Below are 23,628 nucleotides of genomic sequence, written 5' to 3'. Positions count from 1 at the left end.
TCGGGTACGGCGCCGTCCGGGCCGGGCGCGGTGGCCTCGGTGGCCGTCCGGAGGGTGATGTGCCGCTTGGCACATGCCGCCCCGGGGCCGGGTGGCGCTGAAGTAACGTGTGGGCCGTGCCCCTGTCCGTCCTCGCCAGCCGCGCCCGTAGGGGGCGTACCACGATCGCGTTCGCCGTTCTGCTGGCCTTGGTCGGCTATGCGGCGCTGCTCGTCGAGACCGGCGGCTGGGGGCCGCCGCGCTGTACGGCCCGGGTGGACGGCGAGGACGTGTCGCTGGATCCCGAACAGGCGGTGAACGCGGCCACGATCGAGGCGGTGGCCGCCTCCCGGGGGCTGCCCGAGCGGGCCGTCACGATCGCGCTCGCCACCGCGCTGCAGGAGTCCGGGCTGCGCAACATCCGCCACGGCGACCGGGATTCGCTGGGGCTCTTCCAGCAGCGGCCCTCGCAGGGCTGGGGGACCGCGCGGCAGATCCAGGACCCGGTCTACGCCACGGGCAGGTTCTACGACCGCCTGGTGCGGGTCCCCGGTTACTCGCGGCTCCCGCTCACGGTGGCCGCCCAGCGGGTGCAGTACAGCGGCTTCCCGCAGGCGTACGCGAAGCACGAGACCGAGGCCGTGGTGCTGACCGCGGCGCTGACGGGGCGTTCGGAGGCCGCCTTCTCCTGCCCCGGCCCGGTGGACGACGGGGTCGCGGGCGATCCGGCTCTGGTCCGGGCGCAGTTGAAGCGGGAGTTCGGCGCGGAGGTGGCGGCCGTGATCCGGCCGGCCGGGCAGGGCGGTGGGCGCACGGCGGCCCCGCATGTGGTGCGCGTCCAGGCCGGGGCGGCCACGGCCCGGGACGACGGGGAGCGGCGCGGCTGGGAATTGGCCTACTGGGCGGTGGCCCACTCGGACGAGTTGCGCATCGAACGCGTTTCTTACGGCGACCATGTGTGGAACGCCGGGAATTCGGACGGTGGTTGGCGTACCACCGACACGGGTTCCGGGGCGGAAGTGCGGATCGTCACCGCCCGATAGCGGGGCGCGTCGCCGCTGGTGACGGGGGGTCAGGGCAGCTGCGGCGGCATTCCCGGACGGACACCCATATCCGAAACGGATTATGCGACGCATTGCCAATTCTTTACCTTGGCGCACCGCAACCTTCCCGCTTCTCACGCGGTATTCACTGCGTCCGCCTGCCGGACACCCACGCCAAATGTCCCTCCGTCAAAGGAGCATCATGTCCCTCCCCCTCACGCGTCGGATCGCCCGGACCGCGCTGCTGGTCGCAGCGGGCGCAGCTCCCGTGGTCGGTGCGGCCGGCGCCGCGAGCGCGGCGGACCTCGCCCTGCCGCAGACCTCCAAGCTCGGTGGGCTGAGCGCACTCGACACCGCCGCGGTCGGCAGCCTCGCGGACTCCGCCTCGCAGCACGTCGGGAGCGCGGCGGGCGAGGTCAGCGGCAAGGCCGGCGGGACCGTCAAGCGTGTTCTCCCGGGCCAGGACCAGGCCGCTCCCGCCGCGGGCAAGACCGCGGGCCAGGCCGCTCCCGCCGCGGGCAAGGCCGTCTCCGGGGCCAAGACGGCCACCGGCAAGGCGGCCTCCTCCGGCACCAAGGCCGCCAAGGGCGCCAAGAGCGTCAAGGCCGTCAAGGCCGTCAAGGCCGTCAAGGGCGACCACGGCAAGGCCGTGGCCGGCGCGGCCAAGGGCAAGGGCAAGGGCCGTCACGCGGCGCCGAGCCGCGGCAAGGCCATGGCCGGCAAGGTCGGCAAGGCCGTCACGGGCAAGGTCGGCAAGGCGGCGAAGACCGCCGAGCGCCCGGCCACCCCCGCCGCCCCGGCCGCCCAGAACCCGCTGCCGGCCTCCCCGCTGTCCGACGGCCTGGCGGTCAAGGGCCTCCCCCTCCTCGGCGGCTGACGCCTCCTTCTTCAGGGGCTCTCGCCTCCGGGGCGCCTCAGCCGCTGTCGACGGTCGACCACGCGGCGGTAGCCGCCTATCGATCACAGCCTCGGCCCTTCGTTCCTCAGGGCCTCCGCGCGCTCTCCCTTTCACGGCGACATCAGCGCCTCCGGCGCGGGCGGCGCGCCCCTTCGGCGCAACCGGGCCCGGGGAGCTTCGGCTCCCCGGGCCCGTCGTATGTCCGCTCAGCCGCGTCCCTCAGGCCTTGGGCAGGCCGCCGCCCAGGCGGCGGGCCGCCGCGGCCACCCGCTCGTCGGTCGCGGTGAACGCGACCCGGACGTTCCGCTCCCCCGCCGGGCCGTAGAAGTCGCCCGGCGCCACCAGGATGCCCAGCTCGGCGAGCGCGCCGACGGTGTCCCAGCACGGCTCGTCCCGCGTCGCCCACAGGTACAGCGACGCCTCGCTGTGCTCGATGCGGAAGCCGCACCCCTCCAGCGCCTCGCGCAGCGCGGACCGGCGGCGGGCGTAACGCTCGCGCTGCTCGGCGACGTGCGCGTCGTCGCCCAAGGCCGCGACGGTGGCGGCCTGGACGGGCGCGGGCACCATCATCCCGCCGTGCTTGCGGATCTTCAGCAGCTCGCCGAGCACCGCCGCGTCACCGGCGAGGAACGCCGCGCGGTAGCCCGCCAGGTTGGAGCGCTTGGAGAGCGAGTGGACCGCCACCAGGCCCTCGAAGGAGCCGCCGGACACCTCGGGGTGCAGCACGGACACCGGGTCGGCGTCCCAGCCGAGCTCCAGGTAGCACTCGTCGCTGGCCAGGAGCACGCCGTGCTCGCGCGCCCAGGTCACCGCGGCCCGCAGCTCGTCCTTGTCCATCACCCGGCCGGTCGGGTTGGACGGGGAGTTGAGCCACAGCAGCTTCAGCCCCGCCGGGTCCAGCTCGGTACCCGCGGCGCCGGCCGCGAAGGTCTCCGGGTCGTACGGCACGGGCTCCGCGCCCGCCAGCCGCGCCCCCACCTCGTACGTCGGGTAGGCCAGCCGCGGGAAGGCGACCCGGTCGCCGGGGCCGATGCCGAGCTGGGCCGGCAGCGACGCCACCAGCTCCTTGGAGCCCACGACCGGCAGCACCTGCGTGTGGTCCACGTCCGTCGCGCCCAGCCGCCGCTCCACCCAGCCGGTCAGCGCGTCCCGCAGCGCGGCGGTGCCCCATACGGTCGGATAGCCGGGGCTGTCGGCCGCGCCGGTCAGCGCCTCGCGGATCAGCTCGGGGACCGGGTCGACGGGGGTGCCCACCGACAGGTCGACGATGCCGTCCGGGTGCGCCGCGGCGGTCGCCTTGTACGGTTCGAGCCGGTCCCAGGGGAAGACCGGGAGACGGGCGGAGACGGGTGGCACAACTGGCTCGCTTTCTCGGGTAAAACAGCCCGGCCCCGCAGGCCGGGGTGGCGTGCGGGACCGAGGGCTGCGCGGTGCCGGGACGTCTTCAGAACGCCCCCGCGCGCCGCGAGGTCACTCGTCGTGCTCCTGCGGGGGCAGGGCGGCGATGAAGGGGTGGTCACGCTCGATCAGGCCCAGCTTGCTCGCGCCACCGGGCGAGCCCAGCTCGTCGAAGAACTCGACGTTGGCCTTGTAGTAGTCCTTCCACTCCTCGGGAGTGTCGTCCTCGTAGAAGATCGCCTCGACCGGGCAGACCGGCTCACAGGCCCCGCAGTCGACGCACTCGTCCGGGTGGATGTACAAGGACCGCCGGCCCTCGTAGATGCAGTCGACGGGGCACTCCTCGATGCACGCCTTGTCTTTCAGGTCGACACAAGGCTGCGCGATGACGTAGGTCACGCTGTCGTTCCTCCTCGTTAGGGCTGCTATCGCGCGGGAGCGCGGCGTCGTCGATGCCCGCACCTAGTATCTCCGGTCTTGGGCACCAGACGCACATGAGGGGCGAACAGAGCTGTGGATTTCACCACCGGCGGACGTCTTGAGATCCGAATTGACCCGTCTGACGTGGGAAAACGCGTGTCCGTCAGGCTGACGGTCAAGGATGGCGAGAGCGGCGCGCGGTTCACCGACGTGGTCGGGGTGCTCACATCGTGGACGGGCGGTGTGCTGTGCGTCACGCGGAGGACGGGTGCGGAGGTCCGCATTCCGGAATCCTCACTGGTGGCGGGCAAGGTGGTGCCCGCGGCTCCGGCCCGCCGGCGCGGCCCGGCGGCCACCGCGGCGGAGCTGGACCGGGCCGCGGCCCGCGCCTGGCCGCCCGTGGTCAGCGAGCGGCTGGGCGGGTGGGAGCTGCGCGCGGCGGGCGGCTTCACCCGGCGCGCCAACTCGGTCCTGCCGCTGGGCGACCCCGGCATGCCGGTGCGGGACGCGTTGCGGCGGGTGGCCGCCTGGTACGCCGAGCGCGGCCTGCCCGCGTACATCCAGGTCAGCACCGGCGCGGAGGGAACGCAGGAGCTGCTGGCAGCGGAGCTGGCGGAGCACGGCTGGACCCGGGAGGTCTCCGCGGAGATACGGATCGCGGCCCTCGCGCCCCTCGCGGACATAGACGCCGATGTCTCACGGGTCGCCCTCTCCCGCGACATCGACGACGCCTGGCTGGCCCGCTACCAGCGCTCCGCCTCCGAAGAGCCCGCCCCCGAGGTGGTGCGGGTGCTCAGCGGCGGCCCGTCGGTGTGGTTCGCGACCATTGCGAACACGGAGGAGACGGAAGGCACGGAGGAGCAGGGGACCGCGGTTGCCCCGGCCGCGATCGGGCGGTGTGTGGTGGACGGCCGCTGGGCCGGGTTCACGGCCGTGGAGACCGACCCGCTGCTGCGCCGGCGCGGCCTGGCCACCGCCGTGATGACCGCGCTCGCCCGCAGGGCCCTCCAGGAGGGCGCCTCGGCTGCGTATCTGCAGGTCGAGACGGACAATGACGGTGCCCGGGCGCTCTACGAGGGCATGGGCTTCACCACCCACCACAGCTACCACCACTGGCGCGCACCCCACGAGAACCACCGCTGAGCGGGTACGAGGCACCTATGCCACGCATGAACGACACCCCGGCCCGGCGCCGGCGCTTCGCCGAGGCGGCCCGCGAGGAGCGGCCCGACCTGGCGCTGCTGTGCCTGCTGGTGGGCCAGGAAGCCGATCCGGAGCTGGACGAGGACGGAATCGACGCCGCGCAGATCGAGCTGGACCGGCTGGCCGGTCTGGTGCCCTACTCCCCCGGCGCGCCCGACGCCTGGGCCGCCGCGCTGGCCGGGCTGCTCGGGGACCGGCTGGACTTCCGCGGCTCCGCCGGCGACTACCGGCGGCTGGAGTCCTCGCTACTGCACGAGGTGCTGCGACGGCGCCGCGGGCTGCCGATCCTGCTGTCCGTGGTCTGGATGGAGGTGGCGCGGCGGGCGGGCGCGCCGGTGTACGGGGTGGCGCTGCCGGGCCACTTCGTGGTCGGCTTCGGCGACCCCTACGGGAGCCATGTGCTGGCCGACCCCTTCGACGGCGGCCGGGTGCTGTCCGACGAGGACGCGGCGCTGCTGGTGGCGGGCGCGCTGGGGACCCCACTGGCCCCGGCGGCACTGGCCCCGGCCACCCCGCTGGAGATCGTGCTGCGGATCCTGAACAACATCCGCGCCTGGGCGGCCGCCCGCCCGGAGCGTACGGATGTCCAGCTCTGGGCGGTGGAGCTGTCCCTGCTGCTGCCCAGCCACCCGGCCCGGCTCCGCTACGAGCGGGCCAAACTGCTCGTGGAGCGTGGGGACTTCGTGGCCGGCGCGAAGGAGATGGAGCAGTACGCGGAGGTGGTGGCCGCGATGGAGCCGAACGCGGCGGAGGCCGTACGGCGCCAGGCGCGGGCCGCCCGCGCGATGCTGAACTGAGCGGGCCGGGCGCGCGCGGCCCCATCGGGCACCAGGCGTGTCACGGCCCTCGTACGGCACCGGGCACCACGGCTCCCGTACGGCGACGGGCGCGTACCACGGCCCCCGCCCGGTGCCGGGCGGGGGCCGTGGTACGCGCCGGGCTCAGTTGCCGTTGGTCTGGATGATCCCGATCCGCTCGGCCGGGGTCTTGCCCTGCAGCGCCTTGGCCAGCGCCACCGCGACGTCCGTCGGGGCGACGGGCTGCTTGCTGCCGTTGCCGCGCTCGACCAGCACGCCGTCGAAGAAGCCGCCGTACAGCTCCTTCAGGGCGTTCAGGTCGTAGTGCTCCACCAGCTTGCCGTCCACCACCCGCATGGAGAGGACCTTCCACAGCGAGTTCTGCGGGCTCAGCGGCAGCGAGTGCGCCGGGTCCGTCTGGACCTTCACCAGGTCCGACATCGCGGGCTTGGCGAAGGTCCGCATCTTCCGGTCCACCTCGGCGTTGCTGATCTGCGGCTGCTTGGTGACGACGGGCAGGGTGATGACCTTGTTCTGCCCGGTGGCGGCCCGCTGCCGGAACGCCTCGTCCACCGCCGCGACCGCCTTGTCGACGTCCAGCGCCTTGCCGGCCTTGCCGTACACCGCGACGGCCTTGCCGGGCTCGAACTTGATCGTGCCCTCGCGGGCCGTGCCCGAGGTGCCCGCGAGCCGCTCCAGCGCGTCCTTGAGCTTCTCCTCGTCGATCGTGACGACGGGCTCGGCCTGGTGGGTGCCGCCGAACAGCGAGCCGATCACGGTGACCGGGTTGTAGTCGCGGCCGGCGACGCCGCGGACCGTGGCCTCGGTGTCCAGGGTCAGGCCCGCGACGGACGGCTTGATCTCCTTCTGCTGGCCGTCCACGGACACCTTCAGCGGGGCGGTGGTACGGCCCTCCAGCGCGGTGTCCAGCTTCTGGACGGCCGTCTCCTTGGAGGTGCCGCCGATGTCGACGCCCAGCACGGTGGTGCCGTTCGGGACGTCGGCGTGGTTCATCACCAGGCCCGCGCCGTAGGCGATGCCGCCGAGGACGACGAGCGCGCCCACGGCCATCACCAGCTTGGAGCGCCCCTTCTTCTTGGGGCGGGCGGGCGCCGGGGCGGCGGGGGGCTTGGGGCCGCTCGGCGGGGTGGGGTCCTCGGCGGCCGGGGCGGGCGCGTCGGTGCCGCTCCCGGCGGGCGGGAAGGGCGAGCCGGGCCGGTTGCCCGTGGGCGGGACGACGGGGATGCCGCTGACCAGCGTCTCTCCGGAGACATGCTCGGCCGGCGCGCCCCCGCCGGGGGTCGGGTCGGGGTCGCGGAAGATCGGCGGGGTCGTCGCGGAGTCCTGCCCCGGCTTGCCGCCGAGGCCGCCGAGCGGCCCGGACGACGGCGCGGGGCCCGTGCCCGTGGTGGCGCCGAGGCTGCCGGACAGCGGCGAGCCGTTCGGCGGGGTGGGCGGCTGCGCCGCGCCCCCGCCGCCGCCCGCGGCCGGCGGCCGGGTGGCGCCCGGGGCCCGCGTGGGCAGCCGCATCTCGCCGGTGACCGGGCCGGTCGTCGGGCCGCTGGGCTCCGGCGCGCTGGGGAAGCCGCCCTGCGGGGTGTCGGTGAAGTACGGCAGGTCGGCGCCCGGCCCGCCGTCCTGCGACACGGCGGGGAACTGCTGGGTGGTCTGCGGCGAGGAGAAGTCGGAGCCCGGGAACGGCTGCCCGCTCTCCACCGTCGGAATCGGCTGGGTGGCCTCGGCGACGACGGGGAACTGCTGCGTGGTCTCGGGCGCGGTCCGGGAGGGCCCCGACCCGGACGGCACGGGCCCGGACTGCGTGGCGCCGGACGGCGGGGCCGGGGGCTGGGGCGAGCCGCCCGTCGTGGCGGCGCCGCCCTTGGGCTTGCGGGGCGCGAACCAGTCGCTGGTCCGCTCCTCCTTCTTCTCCGGCTTCTCCGGGTGCTCCCCGCGCGCCGCCCCGGCCGCTCCCGGGCCCGCCGCCGGGGCGGGGCCGGGCCGGGCGGCGTCGCCGGCGCTCTCGGCGTCGTCGGCGGACCGGGGGCCCGGCACGCCCTCCTCGCCGACGGGGGTACGCATGACGACCGGGGGGATGGGTCGCGAGCCCGGGATGTTGATCTTGATCCGGGTCGTCAGCGTGGTCTCGGTCTTCGGTTCCTCCGGCCTGGCCGCGGCACGCGCCTCGCCGTCGCCGGAACCGCCCTGCCGGGCCTCCTGCGTCGGGTTCGGCGACGGGTACTGGCGGGATCCGTACGGCGGGGTGCCGGGCGGGTAGGCGGCGGCGCCGCTGCCCTTCCGGGCCCCGGAGGACGAACTGTCAGATTCACGGCTCAAAGCAGGTTCTCCCAGTTAGCTCCGCCGCCCGTCAGACTCGCGCGGGCGGCTCGGCGGCGGCACCACCTTACTGGGCCACACGGGCACGCACTTGACGACCGCTGTATCGCCGCAGCCCGCGCACCGGCGGGCGCCGCCCGCCGTCCTGGGAACGCCCCGGCGAAAACGTGACGTCACTTACCAAGTCGGGCCGGGCCGCTGCCCGGTTGCGACACCTTCGGCATCGTGGCACACATCACACCGGCGAACATTCCGCCCAGGAGAAAAGCATACGAACCCGCTCCGGCACCGAAAAGGAAGTCCCCCTCGGGACGGGCCACCGTGAGGAACAGCACCGCGATCACCCACGCCCCGGCCGGCACCGCCCCGCCCAGCCGGGTGCCCATGGCCTTGACCCCGCCGTAGCAGAGGGCACCCACCGCGAGGAGCGCGAGCAGCAACCCGCCCGGGAACCAGGCCGCTTGGACCAGCGCGCCCGCGGCGGCGACCAGCACCCCCACCACTCCGAGCAGCACATACGCCGCCACGCGCCCGGCCCTCACGCCGTCACCCCGGCGAACAGGTCGTCCTCGCGGCCCCGGTCCGCGCCGGGCGGCGGCACCGCCCGCCCCTTGACGAGCAGATAGTGCTCCCTGGTGAACAGCGGCTGACCCAGATCGTTCGAGAGCGCGAAGAAGGGCCCGTCCACCACGATCTGGGTGGCGTGGGCCCGCATGGCCTCCGCCTTCGCCTCGGCGTGGGCGGAGCCGTCCACCGTGGCCGTCACCCGGTCGTCGTCGACCACCCCCGGCACATCGCCGGCCGAGGCGATCCCCGGGAAGGGGGCGTCCGCGCCCGCGGCGCGCAGCCGGGCGAAGCCCTCCTCGAGCTCCGAGCGCGGGACGCAGTTCCAGTAGACCTTGGCGATCTCGTGGGGGTCGCCCAGGTCCCGGCGGTAGACCGGCTCCGCGGCCAGCTCGGCGGCGCGCATGGCGACGCGGTGGGCCTGGATGTGGTCGGGGTGGCCATAGCCCCCGTGCGGGTCGTAGGCGACCAGGACCTGCGGGCGCACCTCGCGGATCACCTCGACCAGGTGGGCGGCCGCCTCGTCGACGTCCGCCCGCCAGAAGCACTCCGGGCGGGCGTTCTGCGGGGCGCCCATCATCCCGGAGTCGCGGTACCGGCCGGGCCCGCCCAGGAAGCGGTGATCGCTGACCCCCAACGCCTTCATCGCCACGGCGAGTTCGCCCACCCTGTGGGCGCCGAGCGCGTCGTCGCGGTCGGCGGCGAGGTGCGCCAGGGCGGGCGGGATGACCTCGCCCTCCTCGCCGAGCGTGCAGGTCACCAGGGTGACGTGGGCGCCCTCGGAGGCGTACTTGGCCATGGTCGCGCCGTTGTTGATCGACTCGTCGTCCGGATGTGCGTGTACCAGAAGCAGGCGACGGGCGGGAAGGACCGGGGTCATGGGCACAGCCTACGAGCCCCGCGGCCTGAGCCGCGGGTCAGCCATGGATCAGAGGTCGACATCTCCGATCATGTTCGCCACGTTCGTCGTGAGGTCGTCGATCGTCGGGGCGATCGAGGAACTGGCGAGGTAGAAGCCGAGCAGCACACAGAGGAGTGCGTGCCCCGACTTCAGCCCAGCCTTCTGGACGAGCATGACGACGATGATCAGCAGCAGCACGACCAACGAAATCGAGAGCGCCACAGCGGCTCACCTCCAGGTACACGCGCTCGAACGGACGACATATTCATGCCACAGGGGGCCTACCCACTATGCGCAATCGATCATAACTATGGGCCCGTGCGCACGACTCGGTGCACGGGAGCATGACAGGGGCGCATGCCTGTTCGCACCGTCGGCCTCGTCATCAGGCCTGATTCTCGCCACATCCGACGACATGGGCTCCGCGTCCGCCACGGGCTGAACATGCCGGGGGCAATCGGAGCGGAGCCGTACGCTCGCCCTATGACCGGACAGCTCTCGTTCCCCCGGCAACACGCCCGCACCCAGCGCTTCACCCTCGGCGCGCCGAGGGCCTTCACGGTGGCGCCCGACGACTCGCGGGTGGTGTTCCTGCGCTCCCGCTCCGGCACCGATCGGGCCAATCTCCTGTGGGTGTACGACCTCGCCGAGCGGCGGGAGTACCCCGCCGCGGACCCGGCGGCCCTGCTCGGCGGCGCTGAGGAGGAGTTGTCCGCCGAGGAGCGGGCGCGCCGCGAGCGCAGCCGCGAGGGCTCGGCGGGGATCGTCGGCTACGCGACCGACCTGGCCGTCGAATTGGCCGCTTTCACACTCTCGGGACGGCTGTTCGCCTCCGAGTTGCGCGCCGGCGTGACCCGCGAACTCCCCGCCCCCGGGCCGGTGGTCGACCCGCGCCCGTCACCCGACGGACGCCGCATCGCCTATGTGGCGCAGGGCGCGCTGCGCGTAAGAGACCTCGACGAGGGGGCTGGGGGCGGTGACGGGGGCGGCGGCGACCGGGCGCTGGCCCGGCCCGAGGGCGACACCGTCAGCTATGGGCTCGCGGAGTTCATCGCGGCCGAGGAGATGGACCGCTCGCGCGGCTTCTGGTGGTCCCCGGACAGCGACGCGCTGCTGGTCGCCCGGGTCGACGAGGCGCCGGTGCGCAGGTGGTGGATCGCCGACCCCGCGCACCCCGACCGGCGGCCCGCCGAGGTCGCGTACCCGGCCGCGGGCACCGACAACGCGGAGGTGCGGCTGGTGCTGCTGGGCCTGGACGGGTCGCGCACGGAGATCGAGTGGGACCGGCGGCGCTATCCGTACCTGGCCCGGGTGCACTGGTCCGCGTACGGCCCGCCGCTGCTGCTGGTCCAGGCGCGCGACCAGCGCAGCCAGCTCTATCTGGCCGTGGACACCGCGACCGGGCGCACCCGCACGGTGCATGTGGACGAGGACCCGGTCTGGCTTGATCTTTTCCCTGGAGTGCCGTCCTGGACGCCGGACGGGCGGCTGGTCCGCATCGCCGACGAGGGCGGCGCCCGGGTGCTGATGGTCGGCGACCGCAAGCTCACCTCGGGGGCGCTGCACGTCCGTTCCGTGCTCGACGTCGGCGACGAGGACGTGCTGTTCTCCGCCTCGCCGGGCGCGGACGCCGCCCTGCCCGAGGGGCCCGGCGAGATCGGCGTCTTCCGCGCCTGGTTCCGGGGCAGCGGGGACCAGGGCGGCTGGGAGCCGGTGGGCGAGCGGCCCCACCCGGCCGTGTCCTCGGCCGTGCGCGGCGGCGAGGTCGTCGTCCTGTCGTACGCCGGGCTCGACCGGCCCGGCGCGACGGTGGAGGTGCTCAGGCCCGCCGCCGACGGCTCGGCCGACCGCCTCGCGGAGATCCCCTCGCACGCCGAGCGGCCCGTCATCACCGCCCGCCCGCACCTGGTCTTCGCGGGCGAGCGCGACATCCCCTGCGCGGTGCTGCTGCCGTACGGCCACAGTGAGGGGGACGGGCCGCTGCCCGTCCTCATGGACCCCTACGGCGGCCCGCACGGCCAGCGCGTGGTGGCCGCCCACAACGCCCACCTCACCTCGCAGTGGTTCGCCGACCAGGGGTTCGCGGTGATCGTCGCCGACGGCCGCGGCACGCCCGGCCGCTCCCCCGCCTGGGAGAAGGCCGTCCGCGACGACCTGGCGGCCGTGACGCTGCGGGACCAGGTCGAGGCGCTGGAGGCGCTGGCCGAGCGCTATCCGCTGGACCTGTCCCGGGTCGCCATCCGGGGCTGGTCGTACGGCGGCTATCTGGCCGCGCTGGCGGTGCTGCGCCGCCCCGACGTCTTCCACGCGGGCATCGTGGGCGCCCCCGTCACCGATCTGCGGCTGTACGACACCCACTACACCGAGCGGTATCTCGGCCATCCCGACGAGCAGCCGAAGGTGTACGCCGAGAACTCGCTGGTGACCGACGAGGGACTGTCCGGCGCGGCGGAGCCGCACCGTCCGATGATGGTCGTCCACGGCCTGGCGGACGACAACGTGGTCGTCGCGCACGCCCTGCGCCTGTCCTCCGCGCTGCTCGCCGCCGGGCGGCCACACGAGGTGCTGCCGCTGTCCGGGGTGACCCACATGACGCCCCAGGAGCAGGTCGCCGAGAACCTGCTCCTGCTGCAGGTGGACTTCCTGAGGCGCTCGCTGGGCGTGAGCTGAGCCCGCGCGCCCCCGCCTCTACCAGCCCGGCGGGGGCGGCGGCGGGGGCGAGGAGGGGGGCGGCGGGACCGTGGGCGGCGTCGCGGGGGGCGCCGGGGGCGGGGGCGGGCTCGCGGGCGGCGGGCCGTAGCCATAGCCGCCGTCCGCGCCGCCGTAGCCCCCGTAACCGCCGTCCGCGCCACCCTGGTTGCCGTAGTCGCCGTAGCCGCCGTAGCCGCCGTAGCCCCCGTACGGCGGTGCCGCGGGCTGTCCCCACCCGGCGGGCGGCGCGCCGTCGGCCGGGACCCCGGGCTGGGCCAGCGCGATCAGGACGACCAGGCCGACGAGGATCTCGAAGAACGCGGTCAGTACGGAGAGTTGGCCGACGGTCGCCAGGTCGTCGAAGTGGTCCACGAAGTCGAACTTGATGTACAGCGAGAGCGTGGCGATGCCGTAGCCCAGCACCAGGAACGCCGCCGTCATCCCCACCGGCCGGGCGGGCGCCGACCGGCCGAGGGCCGCGAAGGCCGCCGCCAGGGCCAGCAGGGCCACCGTCCAGGCGGCCCAGGCGCTGGGCGGCGCGAGCAGCGTGGTGAAGATGTACTTGCCGGTGAGCTGGTGCTTGTAGATGTCCCAGTCCTGCTTCTGGGCGGCGTAGATCTGCCAGGCGCCCCCGACGACCGCGGCTGCCCCCAGGAACAGCGCGGCCGTCCCCCCGGCCCCGGATGTGGGCCGGGCGGGCGGCCGGTCGGCGGGCGGGACGGCGTGGTCGGGGGCGGCCGCGTCGGCCGGGCGCCGGCCGACGGCCACGACGACCAGCAGGGCGGCCCCGAGCAGGACCGCCGTCCACGCGCTCAGCTGGGCGCGGGTCTTCAGTTCACCGGGGATGCCCTGCATCCAGTCGGCGGGCAGGTTCCACAGGCTGGGCAGGCGCAGCGCGACCGTCGCGAGGCCGGCCGAGGCCAGCGCCCCGCCGGCGGCCGGGGAGCGCAGCGCGGTCATCCCGACGACCGCGTAGACGGCCAGCAGGAGCAGGTCGGCGAGGGAGGAGCCGAAGACGCCGCCGGGGATCCCGTACGGCATCCCGGCCCAGGCCCACCACACGCGACTGGCCTCGTGGGCCTTGTCGAAGTCCCGGATGATCCACGCCAGTGAGATCAGCCCGAGCACGGCGCAGACCAGCGCGCCGAAGACGCGTGCCCCGCGGTTGAGAATCCGTCCCTGCCCCATGGCTGTAGGTTTGCCCCGCCCCGGCCCCCGATCAACCGTCCCGGCGCCACCAATGTGCCGGCGCACCCCGGGAGGGTCCGGCGCGCCCCGGCACCGCCGGGGTGGGCGACCGGCCGGGGCGACATGGCGCGCCCCGGCCGGTCTACGGCACCCGCACGGCCGTACGCAGTTCAGCCTGACGCGTCCGTATATCGGTCTCGCGTCGGCCAAGTTGCTTGCCTGTTAACGCGGTTGATGCCTGTTGCTCACCGTTTGCCGCCCTCGGATGATCTCTGTCAAGCACGCCGGGACCTCGATCTGCAAAATGTTCGCTCAAGGTTGCCCGGTGGGCACCTTCCGCTTCCGCTGGCCCCTTGACTGGGCTGTTCAAGGATTGCGAAAGTCCGCTCATCCCGAGACGCGCACGATCGGCGACCGGGCAGCGACATGACGCGAGTAGACAAGCGCGACACACAAGCGATCAGTGCGGGGGGCGCTACGCGATGACGAGTCCTTCCCAGGCCGCCGCGGCCGGGGCGAACGCCCCCGTGCCGGGCCCGGACGCCGAGCCGACGGGCCAGGTCGGCAAGGAGGGCGCCCCGCCGGTGGGGCGCTCGCCCGGCCAGCTCATGTGGCGGCGCTTCAAACGCGACAAGACAGGCGTGATTTCGGCCTACGTCGTGATCTTCTTCTTCCTCATCGCCTTACTCGCTCCGGTGATCGCCTGGCTGTACGGCAAGGACCCGTACACCACCTACGGACTCGACCGGCCCGGGCTGCTCAACGAGTTCTACTACCCGATCAAGCCCAACGGGGGCATCGACGGCGAGTTCTGGTTCGGCCTGCAGCCCCAGCTCGGCCGGGACGTGTTCACCCAACTCCTGTACGGCATACGCACGTCACTGCTGATCGCGGTCGCCGTCACCATCCTGTGCACCATCACCGGCATCGTCGTGGGCGTCACGGCCGGCTACATGGGCGGCAGGACCGACTACTTCCTGGGCCGTTTCATCGACCTGCTCCTGGCCTTCCCCGCCCAGCTCTCCTTCGTGGCCTTCACCCCGGTCGTCTACTCGCTCTTCGTCAGCCCGGAGAAGGAGACGCCGACGTATCTGCGGGTCATCACCCTGATCCTGGTCCAGTGGGCGCTGGGCTGGATGGGCCTGGCGCGACTGCTGCGCGGGCAGGTGCTCAGCCTGCGCGAGCGGGAGTTCGTGGAGGCCGCCAAGGTGACCGGCGCCTCCCCCTGGCGGATCATCCGCAAGGAGCTGCTGCCGAATCTGTGGACGCCGATCCTGGTGCAGTCGACGCTGATGCTGCCGACCTTCGTGACCGCCGAGGCCGGGCTCTCCTTCCTCGGCGTCGGGCTCGTCGAACCGACCCCCGACTGGGGACGGATGTTCGCCACCGGAGCCCGGCACTACCAGAACGACATCACGTACATGTTCTTCCCGGGCGTGGCCATGGTGATCTTCGTGGTGGCCTTCAACCTGCTCGGGGACTCGGTCCGGGACGCATTCGATCCGAAGACTAAGCGCTAGGCAGGTGCAACGACACATGACCTCATCTCAGCGGGGCAGAGGGCGGCTGGCGGCCGTCTCTCTGGCGATCGGGGCCCTCGTGCTCTCCGCCTGCAGCAGCGGCGGGGGCAAAAGTGGCGACGAGCCCCTGGAGAACAAGCCGGACAAGAACCGGGCCGAGAACTACTCGCTGGGCACCGCGGCCGACTCCGCGGGCCCGGCCCCCGAGGTGCCGGGCGCCAAGAAGGGCGGGACGGTCAACGTCCTGCAACGCGACGCCTTCACCTACCTGGACCCGGCGCAGATCTACTACGCCGACATGCTGACCGTCCAGATGCTCTACAACCGGTCGCTGACCAGCTACAAGATCGACGCCAAGGGCCGGGTCAAGCTCGTCGGCGACCTCGCCACCGACACCGGCAAGTCCTCGGACGGCGGCAAGACCTGGACGTACACGCTCAAGGACAACCTCAAGTTCGAGGACGGGTCCCCGATCACCTCCGCCGATGTCCGGCAGTCGGTCGAGCGGCTCTACGCCAAGTGGGCCACCGACGGCCCGCTGTACATCCCGCAGTGGCTCTCCGGCGAGGGCCAGAGCTTCCGCAAGGCGCTGCCCGACGGCCCCTACAAGGGCAAGCACCTGCCCAAGGACGTACTGGACACGCCCGACGACAAGACGATCGTCTTCCACTTCAAGGAGCCGCACGCGGACACCCCCTACGCGGTGGCCATGCCCAACATCGGCGCGGTGCCCTCCGACGGCAAGAAGGACACCGGCGACAAGTACACCAACCACCCGGTGTCCTCCGGCCCCTACAAGATCGAGAAGCTGAACCCGGACAAGTCGCTGACGCTGGTGCGCAACCCGGAGTGGGACCCCAAGACGGACCCGGTCCGCCACCAGTACCCGGACAAGTTCGACATCCGCTTCGGCATCCAGGAGCCCGACTCGGCCCGCCGGCTGCTGGCCGACCGGGGCAGCGACAAGCAGACCATGTCGTTCACCAACGCGGTGACCCTGGAGGCCGGCGAGGAGGTCGCCAACGACCCGGGCACCAAGTCGCGCACCTTCCTCGAGGTGCAGCCGTACGTCGACTACATGGCCATCAACATGGACCGGATCAAGGACAAGAAGGTCCGGGAGGCCATCGCCTACGCCATGCCCAACGCCCAGATCCTGGGCCAGTTCGGCGGCAAGCGGGCCGGGCAGGTCGCGGGCAACCTGGTCGCCCCCTCCCTGGCCGGCTGGAAGGACTTCGACCCCTTCGGCAAGACCAAGAAGGGCAACGAGGGCGGCGACATCAAGAAGGCCAGGCAGCTGCTGAAAGAGGCGGGCAAGGAGGGGCAGGAGATCGTCTACGCCTACCCCAACACCACCGAGTACCAGAACGTCTCGCTGGTCGTCGCCAAGGCCCTGAAGGCCGCCGGGTTCAAGGTGGAGCGCAAGGAGATCGACTCCAACAACTACACCACCGAGATCGCCAAGGTCGACAACGGCTTCGACATCTACCGCGTCTCCTGGGGCGCCGACTGGCCGGTCGGCTCCACCGTGGTGCCGCAGCTGTTCGACAGCAAGGCCGTCGCCGACGGCTCGCAGAACTACTGGCACCTCAAGGACGGCAAGGTGGACGCCGAGATCGCCCGCATCCTGAAGATCGCGGACGTGGAGAAGGCCTCCGGTGAGTGGGTCACCCTCGCCAACAAGATCCTCACCGACGACGTGCCCGGCGTCCCGCTCTTCTACAACCGCCAGTGGTCCATCTGGGGTTCGGGGCTCGGCGGCATCACCTACCACCCGGTATACGGAACCGCGAACCCGACCGGGGTGTATGTGAAGTAGCACCGCGAACGCCACGCGGCGGAGCCTCGTCCCGACACAGCCGGCCCCGCCGCGTGGCGCTCCACCAGCTCCCTGGGCACGCTGTCCGCCACCCCGAGCGGGTGACGGACGGCGCCGCCCGTCCGATCCCGACCTGGTCGCCCAAGGCGCCCGTACCGGAAGACCCGCGACGCCATGCTTCGTTTCCTCGTACGCCGCTCCCTCGGCGCGATCGTCATCATCCTCCTGATCAGCGCGATCACGTTCTTCTGCTTCTTCGCGCTGCCCTCCGAACCGGCGCAGCTGGCCTGCGGCAAGAACTGCGGCCCGGACGCCATCGCCCTCATCAACAAGAACCTGGGCCTGGACGAGCCGGTCCCCGTCCAGTACTGGCACTATCTGGTGGGCATCTTCGCCGGCCGGGACTTCGAGGTCGGCCATTGCCCGGCCCCCTGCTTCGGGTACTCCTTCACCAACTCCCAGCCGGTCTGGGAGACCATCATGGACCGCTACCCGACCACGCTGTCGCTCGCCGTCGGCGGCGCCGCCGTCTTCCTGCTCATCGGGGTCGGCATCGGCATGATCGCGGCGGCCCGGCGGGGCACCTTCACCGACAAGTTCTTCAGCTCCCTGTCGCTGATCGGCAACTCCCTCCAGATCTACTTCGTCGGCGTCATCGCGCTGTGGCTGCTGGTCGACAGCTGGGGCCTGATCGACCGGCCCGAGTACTACCCGATCACCGAGAACCCGGCCAAGTGGTTCAGCGGGCTGCTGCTGCCCTGGCTGGTGCTCTCCATCATCTTCATCGCCAACTACAGCCGTATGACGCGCTCCCAGATGGTCGAGCAGCTCAGCGAGGAGCATGTGCGCACCGCGCGGGCCAAGGGCATGTCGGGCCGCACGGTCTTCTTCCGCTACGCCTGGCGCGGCGCGATCGCCCCCATCGTCACCATCGTCGGCATCGACCTCGGCTCGCTGTTCGGCGGGGCGATGATCACGGAGTTCACCTTCACCCTGCACGGTCTCGGCCGGCTCGCGGTGGAGTCGGTGACCGAGAAGGACCTCCCCATGCTGATGGGCGTGATGCTCTTCAGCTGCACGGCGATCGTCATCGCCAACATCATCGTGGACGCGCTGTACGCCGTCATCGACCCGCGCGTGCGCCTCGCCTAGGAGTACGACCGACGTGACCACCCTGACCAAGTCCGAGGCCGCCCCGGCGCCCGCCGCGGGCGACGCCTTCCTGTCCGTGCGCGATCTGTACGTGCGCTTCGCCACCGAGGACGGCGTCGTCAAAGCCGTGGACGGCCTGTCCTTCGAGCTCGAGCGCGGTCGCACCCTCGGCATCGTCGGCGAGTCCGGCTCCGGCAAGTCCGTCACCAACCTCGCCGTCCTGGGCCTGCACGACCCGCGCACCACCGAGATCCGCGGCGAGATCCGGCTGGACGGCCAGGAGCTGACCCGGGCGCCCGAGCGCACCCTGGAGAAGCTGCGCGGCCACAAGATGGCGATGATCTTCCAGGACTCGCTCACCGCCCTCTCGCCCTACTACACCGTCGGCCGCCAGATCGCCGAACCCTACCGCAAGCACACCGGTGCCTCCCGGCGCGAGGCGTGGGACCGCGCGATCGAGATGCTCGAGAAGGTCGGCATCCCCAACCCCAAGCTGCGCGTGCGCGACTATCCGCACCAGTTCTCCGGCGGCATGCGGCAGCGCGCGATGATCGCCATGGCCCTGGTCTGCGACCCCGACCTGCTCATCGCCGACGAGCCGACCACCGCCCTGGACGTCACCGTCCAGGCCCAGATCCTCGACCTGCTCAAGGACCTGCAGCAGGAGTTCGGCTCCGCGATCATCCTCATCACCCACGACCTGGGCGTGGTCTCCAACACGGCCGACGACCTGCTGGTCATGTACGCGGGCCGGGCCGTGGAGCGCGGCACGGTCCGCGAGGTGCTCCGGTCCCCCCAGCACCCGTACACCTGGGGGCTGCTGGGCTCCATGCCGCGCCTGACCTCCGCCGTCGACGAGCCGCTGAACCCCATCCCCGGCGCCCCGCCCAGCCTCCTCGCCCCGCCGCCCGGCTGCCCCTTCCACCCGCGCTGCGCCTATCCCGCGGAGGTCGAGGGCGACCGCTGCGCCACCGAGCGCCCGACGCTGCCCGCGGGGCGGGGCGCGGCCTGCCATCTGGCCGCCGACCGCAATCAGACCATCTTCACCGAGCAGATCAAACCCCGGCTGTCCTAGGAGTCCCCGACCATGAGCAGCAACGCGTCGCCCGCCTCCGGGGAGCCCCTCCTGGTCGCGGAGAAGCTCACCAAACACTTCCCGATCATGGGTGGCTTCCCCTTCAAGCGGAAGGTCGGGGCGGTCCAGGCGGTGGACGGCATCGACCTGACCGTGCGGGCCGGCGAGAGCTTCGGCCTGGTCGGCGAGTCCGGCTGCGGCAAGTCCACCACGGGCCGCCTGCTGACCCGGCTGCTGGAGCCCACCGGCGGGACGATCACCTATCAGGGCCAGGACATCACCCACGCGGACCGCAAACAGCTGGCGCCGATCCGCTCCCAGATCCAGATGATCTTCCAGGACCCGTACTCCTCGCTGAACCCCCGGCAGACCGTGGGCGCGATCATCTCCGGCCCGATGGAGATCAACGGCATCGAGCCGCCGGGCGGCCGCGAGGCCCGGGTGCGGGAGCTGCTGGAGACCGTCGGCCTGAACCCCGAGCACTACAACCGCTTCCCCCACGAGTTCTCCGGCGGCCAGCGCCAGCGCATCGGGGTGGCCCGCGCGCTGGCCCTCGAACCCAAGCTGATCGTCGCCGACGAGCCGGTCTCCGCGCTCGACGTCTCCATCCAGGCCCAGGTCGTCAACCTTCTCCAGGAGCTCCGCCGCGAGCTGGGCATCGCCTTCCTGTTCATCGCCCATGACCTCGCCGTCGTGCGCCACTTCTCGCAGCGCGTCGCGGTCATGTACCTCGGCAAGATCGTGGAGGTGGGCGACCGTGACTCCATCTACCACCGACCCCGCCATCCCTACACCCACGCCCTGCTCTCGGCGGTGCCCGAGCCGGTCCTGCTGAGTGAGGACCCGGACGGGGGCGACATAGCCCGCCGCGAGCGGATCCGCCTCGCCGGCGACGTGCCCTCCCCGATCAACCCGCCCTCCGGCTGCCGCTTCCGCACCCGCTGCTGGAAGGCCCAGGACAAGTGCGCTCGCGAGGAGCCCCCGCTGGTCCGCCTCGAGGGCAACCACGAGGGCCATCTGTCCGCCTGCCACTTCCCCGAGGCCCCGAGCGTCGCGGCCCGCGAGGAGGACGTGATCCTCGACCCGGCCCTGATAGCCGCCGAGGACATCCACAAGGACTGAGAGCTGCTAGCGTCCGCGTCTGTGAACGACAGCGTGAACGACAACGTGAACGAGACCGTGTACGTGGGGAACGCGGGCAAGGACGCGGCGCTGGACCGGGGCTGGCTCCTCGGGCACTTCAAGGACGCCGGCGACCCCCGCCACAGCGACGCCGTGGAGATCAAGTGGGGCGTCCACCCCCCGGGTGACGAGCGGGCCGAGTGGGTGAGGGGCGAGGAGAGAACGGCCCTGCTGGTCCTCATCAGCGGCCGCTTCCGCGTGGAGCTGCCCGGCCGCAGCGTGCTGCTGGAGCAGCAGGGCGACTACGTGGTGTGGGGGCGCGGGGTCGACCACTCCTGGGTCGCGGAGGAGGAGTCGGTGGTGCTGACGGTGCGCTGGCCGTCCGTACCCGGCTATGCGGTGGAGGCGGCGGAGCCCCGCGGCTGACGGGCGGACGGCGGACGGGAGCGGCTGGCGCGCGGCTGAGCGGCGGCGGTCAGCGGCTCGGCGCGGCCAGGCGCTCCTCGGCGAAATGACACGCCGACTCGTGCGCCGCCGGTGTGTCCGCGCCGGCGAAGCGCTCGGGGACGGCCAGGAGGGGGACCTCCTTGGCGCACTTGTCCCGGGCCCTCCAGCAACGGGTGCGGAAGCGGCAGCCGGACGGCGGGTCGGCCGGGGAGGGCACGTCTCCGGCCAGGATGATGCGCTCGCGGCCCCGGTGGGAGTCGGGGTCGGGGACCGGGACGGCGGACAGCAGGGCCTGGGTGTACGGGTGGGTGGGGTGGTCGTAGATCTGGGGTCCGGTGCCCGTCTCGGCGAAGCGGCCCAGATACATCACGGCCACCCGGTCGGAGATATGGCGGACCACGGACAGGTCGTGCGCGATGAAGAGGTACGAGAGCGCGAACTCCTCCTGGAGCCGGGCCAGCAGATTGACGACCTGGGCCTGCACCGACACATCCAGCGCGGAGACCGGCTCGTCGCAGATGATGATCTCCGGGTTGAGGGCCAGGCCGCGCGCGATGCCGATGCGCTGGCGCTGACCGCCGGAGAACTGGTGCGGATAGCGGTTGATGTACTCCGGGTTGAGCCCCACCACGTCCAGGAGTTCCCGCACCTTGCGGCGCCGGTCGCCCTTCGGGGCCACCTCGGGGTGGATCTCGAAGGGCTCACCGATGATGTCGCCCACCGTCATCCGGGGGTTCAGCGAGGTGTACGGGTCCTGGAACACCATCTGGATGTTGCGCCGGACGGCCTTCAGGGCCCGCCCCGACAGCCTGGTGATGTCCTCGCCCCGGTAGCGGATCTCCCCCGCGGTCGGCTGCTCCAGGGTGACCAGCAGCCTGGCGAGGGTCGACTTGCCGCAGCCCGACTCGCCGACGACGCCGAGGGTCTCGCCGCGCCGCAGGTCGAAGGAGACCCCGTCGACGGCCCTGACCGCGCCGACCTGGCGCTTGACGAGGACCCCCTGGGTCAGCGGGTAGACCTTGGTGAGGTCGCGCACCTCCAGGAGGGGAGCGCCGGGCTCGGCGGCGGGCTCAGGGGGCGGCGATGGGGTCGCGGGCATCCAGCTCGTCCTTCCAGAAGTGGCAGGCGCTGGCCCGCCGCACGGGCGCGTCCCCGCATGCCACCTCGTACAGCGGCGGCCTCTCGGCGCGGCAGACGTCCTGGGCGCGGGGGCAGCGCGGGGCGAAGGGGCAGCCGGGCGGGAGGTCCGCCGGGCCGGGCGGCAGCCCCTTGATCGCGTACAGCTCCCGGCCCCCGCCGTCCAGGCGCGGGACCGAGTCCAGCAGCCCTCGGGTGTACGGGTGGGCCGGGCGTCGGTACAGGTCACGCACGGGCGCGGTCTCCACGATCCGGCCGGCGTACATCACCGCGATCGTGTCGGCCACGTCGGCGACCACGCCCAGGTCATGGGTGATCAGGATCAGGCCCATGTCCATCTCGCGCCGCAGCTCCGCGAGCAGGTCCATGACCTGGGCCTGGACGGTCACGTCCAGCGCGGTCGTCGGCTCGTCGGCGATGATCAGGTCCGGCTCCAGCGCCAGCGCCATGGCGATCATGATGCGCTGGCGCATCCCGCCGGAGAACTGGTGCGGATAGTCCCCGGCCCGCTCCTTGGCCGCCGGGATGCGCACCCGGTCCATCAGCTCGACGGCCCTGGCGCGCGCGGCGCGGCGCGACAGGCCCTGGTGGACCTCGTACATCTCGGCGAGCTGGGCGCCCACCGAGAGCACCGGGTTCAGCGCGGAGAGCGCGTCCTGGAAGATCATCGCCATCCTGGCGCCGCGCACCCGGCGGCGCTCGTCCTCGCCCATCCGCAGCAGGTCCCGGCCCCGGAAGAGGATCCGTCCGCCGGTCACCCGGGCGGGCGGGGAGTCGAGAATGCCCATGACGGCCTGGGCGGTCACCGACTTGCCCGAGCCGGACTCGCCCAGCACCGCCAGGGTCCGGCCCGCGTCCACGCCGTACGACACCCCGCTCACCGCCTCGGTGACGCCGTCCCGGGTGCGGAATTCCACCCGCAGATCCCGGATTTCCAGCAGCCGGGGCACGGCGGGCGGCCCCTGGGCGTCCTGCCCGGCGTCCTGCTCTGCGTCCCGGTCCGCGCGGCTCATCCCCGGCCCCCTCACCGCAGCTTCGGGTCGAGCGCGTCGCGCACCGCGTCGCCGAGCATGATGAAGGCCAGCACGGTGACGCTCAGCGCCCCGGCGGGCCACAGCAGCATGTGCGGGGCGTTGCGGATCTGGGTGGAGGCGGAGGAGATGTCGATCCCCCAGGAGACGGTGGGCGGTTTGAGGCCCACGCCGAGGAAGGACAGCGTCGCCTCCAGCGCGATGTACGTGCCGAGCGCGATGGTGGCGACGACGATCACGGGGGCCACGGCGTTGGGCGCGATGTGCCGCAGCAGCGTCCGCAGGTCGCTCGCGCCCAGCGCCCGCGCCGCCTGGACGTAGTCGTGCCGTTTCGCGGTCAGGACGGCCCCGCGCGCGATGCGGGAGATCTGGGGCCAGCCCAGCAGCACGATGAAGCCGACCACCGGCCACACCGAGCCGCTGGTGACCACGGACAGGAACACCAGGCCGCCCAGCAGGATCGGGATGCCGAAGAAGACGTCGGCGATCCGCGACAGCAGGGCGTCCCACCAGCCGCCGTAGTACCCGGCCAGCCCGCCGAGCACGCTGCCGAGCAGGGCCGCGCCCGCGGTGGCGCAGATGCCGACGGTGATGGAGGCGCGGGCCCCGTAGACGGTGCGGGTGTAGACGTCGCGGCCCTGGAGGTCGTAGCCGAAGGGGTGGCCGGGCGCCGGGCCGTCCTGGGCCTTGGCCAGGTCGCCGCGGTACGGATTTCCGTCCGTGATCAGCTGCGGCCAGATCGCGATCAGCACCAGGAAGAGGATGATCAGGGCGGAGGCCACGAAGACCGGGTTGCGGCGCAGGTCCCGCCAGGCGTCGGACCACAGGCCGCGCGGCGCGGCGGCGGGTCCGGCCGCCCGGCCCCGCGCCGGGGCCGGGCCGCCTCCGCGCCGGCCGGCGGGCACGGCC

General features: G+C 72.7%; 20 protein-coding genes and 1 pseudogene. 11 read left to right on the top strand and 10 right to left on the bottom strand.

What is annotated here, in order from left to right:
• Nucleotides 1-107: 107 nt before the first annotated feature.
• Nucleotides 108-1,022: a VldE C-terminal domain-containing protein gene (locus ABFY07_RS37755; RefSeq protein WP_346178808.1), complete on the top strand. Its 915-nt coding sequence runs from the start codon at nt 108-110 to the stop codon at nt 1,020-1,022.
• Between the two features lie 202 nt (nt 1,023-1,224).
• Nucleotides 1,225-1,575 (top strand): annotated as a pseudogene (locus ABFY07_RS37750) (ATP-binding protein); the annotation flags it as partial.
• Between the two features lie 564 nt (nt 1,576-2,139).
• On the opposite strand, the gene dapC reads toward ABFY07_RS37750, so the two are convergent.
• Together dapC and fdxA are read right to left on the bottom strand one after the other, a co-directional pair.
• Complete coding sequence (dapC, locus tag ABFY07_RS37745; RefSeq protein WP_346178807.1) at nt 2,140-3,276, bottom strand: succinyldiaminopimelate transaminase; 1,137 nt, start codon at nt 3,274-3,276, stop codon at nt 2,140-2,142.
• A 114-nt stretch (nt 3,277-3,390) separates the two neighbouring features.
• On the bottom strand, nt 3,391-3,717 hold the full coding sequence (gene fdxA, locus ABFY07_RS37740) for a ferredoxin (protein WP_065964105.1): 327 nt from the start codon (nt 3,715-3,717) through the stop codon (nt 3,391-3,393).
• 114 nt (nt 3,718-3,831) lie between these two features.
• Between fdxA and ABFY07_RS37735 the strand changes: the two genes are divergently transcribed.
• On the top strand, nt 3,832-4,881 hold the full coding sequence (locus tag ABFY07_RS37735) for a GNAT family N-acetyltransferase (RefSeq protein ID WP_346178806.1): 1,050 nt from the start codon (nt 3,832-3,834) through the stop codon (nt 4,879-4,881).
• Nucleotides 4,882-4,898: 17 nt separating this feature from the next.
• Nucleotides 4,899-5,738 (top strand): transglutaminase family protein, encoded by an 840-nt coding sequence (locus ABFY07_RS37730; RefSeq protein ID WP_346178805.1) that lies wholly within the window; start codon nt 4,899-4,901, stop codon nt 5,736-5,738.
• A gap of 144 nt (nt 5,739-5,882) precedes the next feature.
• On the opposite strand, the gene ABFY07_RS37725 is transcribed toward ABFY07_RS37730, so the two are convergent.
• The 4 genes from ABFY07_RS37725 to ABFY07_RS37710 all read right to left on the bottom strand — a co-directional run bounded on the left by ABFY07_RS37725 (nt 5,883) and on the right by ABFY07_RS37710 (nt 9,759).
• Complete coding sequence (locus ABFY07_RS37725; RefSeq protein WP_346178804.1) at nt 5,883-8,072, bottom strand: peptidoglycan binding domain-containing protein; 2,190 nt, start codon at nt 8,070-8,072, stop codon at nt 5,883-5,885.
• Between the two features lie 173 nt (nt 8,073-8,245).
• On the bottom strand, nt 8,246-8,614 hold the full coding sequence (locus ABFY07_RS37720) for a DUF6113 family protein (RefSeq protein ID WP_346178803.1): 369 nt from the start codon (nt 8,612-8,614) through the stop codon (nt 8,246-8,248).
• Nucleotides 8,611-9,516, bottom strand: coding sequence for an N-acetyl-1-D-myo-inositol-2-amino-2-deoxy-alpha-D-glucopyranoside deacetylase (gene mshB, locus ABFY07_RS37715; protein ID WP_065964098.1), 906 nt, complete (start codon nt 9,514-9,516; stop codon nt 8,611-8,613). Before mshB ends, ABFY07_RS37720 begins: the two co-directional genes overlap by 4 nt.
• 48 nt (nt 9,517-9,564) lie before the next feature.
• Complete coding sequence (locus tag ABFY07_RS37710; RefSeq protein ID WP_065964097.1) at nt 9,565-9,759, bottom strand: hypothetical protein; 195 nt, start codon at nt 9,757-9,759, stop codon at nt 9,565-9,567.
• A 261-nt stretch (nt 9,760-10,020) separates the two neighbouring features.
• Between ABFY07_RS37710 and ABFY07_RS37705 the strand changes: the two genes are divergently transcribed.
• Nucleotides 10,021-12,207, top strand: coding sequence for a S9 family peptidase (locus tag ABFY07_RS37705; RefSeq protein WP_346178802.1), 2,187 nt, complete (start codon nt 10,021-10,023; stop codon nt 12,205-12,207).
• 18 nt (nt 12,208-12,225) lie between these two features.
• Here the strand turns inward: ABFY07_RS37705 and ABFY07_RS37700 are convergent, their stop codons facing one another.
• Nucleotides 12,226-13,416 carry a hypothetical protein gene (locus ABFY07_RS37700; RefSeq protein WP_346178801.1) on the bottom strand — a complete coding sequence of 397 codons (1,191 nt, stop codon included), beginning with the start codon at nt 13,414-13,416 and terminating at the stop codon, nt 12,226-12,228.
• Nucleotides 13,417-13,898: 482 nt separating this feature from the next.
• Between ABFY07_RS37700 and ABFY07_RS37695 the strand changes: the two genes are divergently transcribed.
• The 6 genes from ABFY07_RS37695 to ABFY07_RS37670 all read left to right on the top strand — a co-directional run bounded on the left by ABFY07_RS37695 (nt 13,899) and on the right by ABFY07_RS37670 (nt 20,530).
• A complete protein-coding gene (locus ABFY07_RS37695) occupies nt 13,899-14,936 on the top strand; it encodes an ABC transporter permease (protein ID WP_076970783.1) in 1,038 nt (345 codons plus the stop codon).
• A 16-nt stretch (nt 14,937-14,952) separates the two neighbouring features.
• Entirely contained in the window at nt 14,953-16,755 is a 1,803-nt protein-coding gene (locus ABFY07_RS37690) for an ABC transporter substrate-binding protein (RefSeq protein ID WP_346178800.1), read from the top strand.
• A 174-nt stretch (nt 16,756-16,929) separates the two neighbouring features.
• On the top strand, nt 16,930-17,907 hold the full coding sequence (locus ABFY07_RS37685; protein ID WP_065964089.1) for an ABC transporter permease: 978 nt from the start codon (nt 16,930-16,932) through the stop codon (nt 17,905-17,907).
• A 13-nt stretch (nt 17,908-17,920) separates the two neighbouring features.
• A complete protein-coding gene (locus ABFY07_RS37680) occupies nt 17,921-18,982 on the top strand; it encodes an ABC transporter ATP-binding protein (protein WP_346178799.1) in 1,062 nt (353 codons plus the stop codon).
• A gap of 12 nt (nt 18,983-18,994) precedes the next feature.
• On the top strand, nt 18,995-20,104 hold the full coding sequence (locus tag ABFY07_RS37675) for an ABC transporter ATP-binding protein (RefSeq protein ID WP_346178798.1): 1,110 nt from the start codon (nt 18,995-18,997) through the stop codon (nt 20,102-20,104).
• A gap of 45 nt (nt 20,105-20,149) precedes the next feature.
• Entirely contained in the window at nt 20,150-20,530 is a 381-nt protein-coding gene (locus tag ABFY07_RS37670) for a cupin domain-containing protein (protein ID WP_346178825.1), read from the top strand.
• Nucleotides 20,531-20,579: 49 nt separating this feature from the next.
• Here ABFY07_RS37670 and ABFY07_RS37665 read toward each other — a convergent pair whose 3' ends face one another.
• The 3 genes from ABFY07_RS37665 to ABFY07_RS37655 all read right to left on the bottom strand — a co-directional run.
• Nucleotides 20,580-21,650 carry an ABC transporter ATP-binding protein gene (locus tag ABFY07_RS37665; RefSeq protein WP_346178797.1) on the bottom strand — a complete coding sequence of 357 codons (1,071 nt, stop codon included), beginning with the start codon at nt 21,648-21,650 and terminating at the stop codon, nt 20,580-20,582.
• A complete protein-coding gene (locus tag ABFY07_RS37660) occupies nt 21,622-22,701 on the bottom strand; it encodes an ABC transporter ATP-binding protein (RefSeq protein WP_346178796.1) in 1,080 nt (359 codons plus the stop codon). The genes ABFY07_RS37665 and ABFY07_RS37660 overlap by 29 nt, the downstream gene beginning before the upstream one ends.
• A gap of 11 nt (nt 22,702-22,712) precedes the next feature.
• Nucleotides 22,713-23,628: ABC transporter permease (locus ABFY07_RS37655; protein ID WP_428837076.1), on the bottom strand; the 916-nt coding region annotated here is incomplete at its 5' end.

The sequence above is a fragment of the Streptomyces sparsogenes subsp. cuspidosporus genome, from assembly GCF_039532705.1.
Taxonomy (GTDB): Bacteria; Actinomycetota; Actinomycetes; order Streptomycetales; family Streptomycetaceae; genus Streptomyces; species Streptomyces sparsogenes.
The sequence above is the reverse complement of the archived record's forward strand: the minus strand, read 5'-3'. Positions and strand labels throughout refer to the sequence as shown.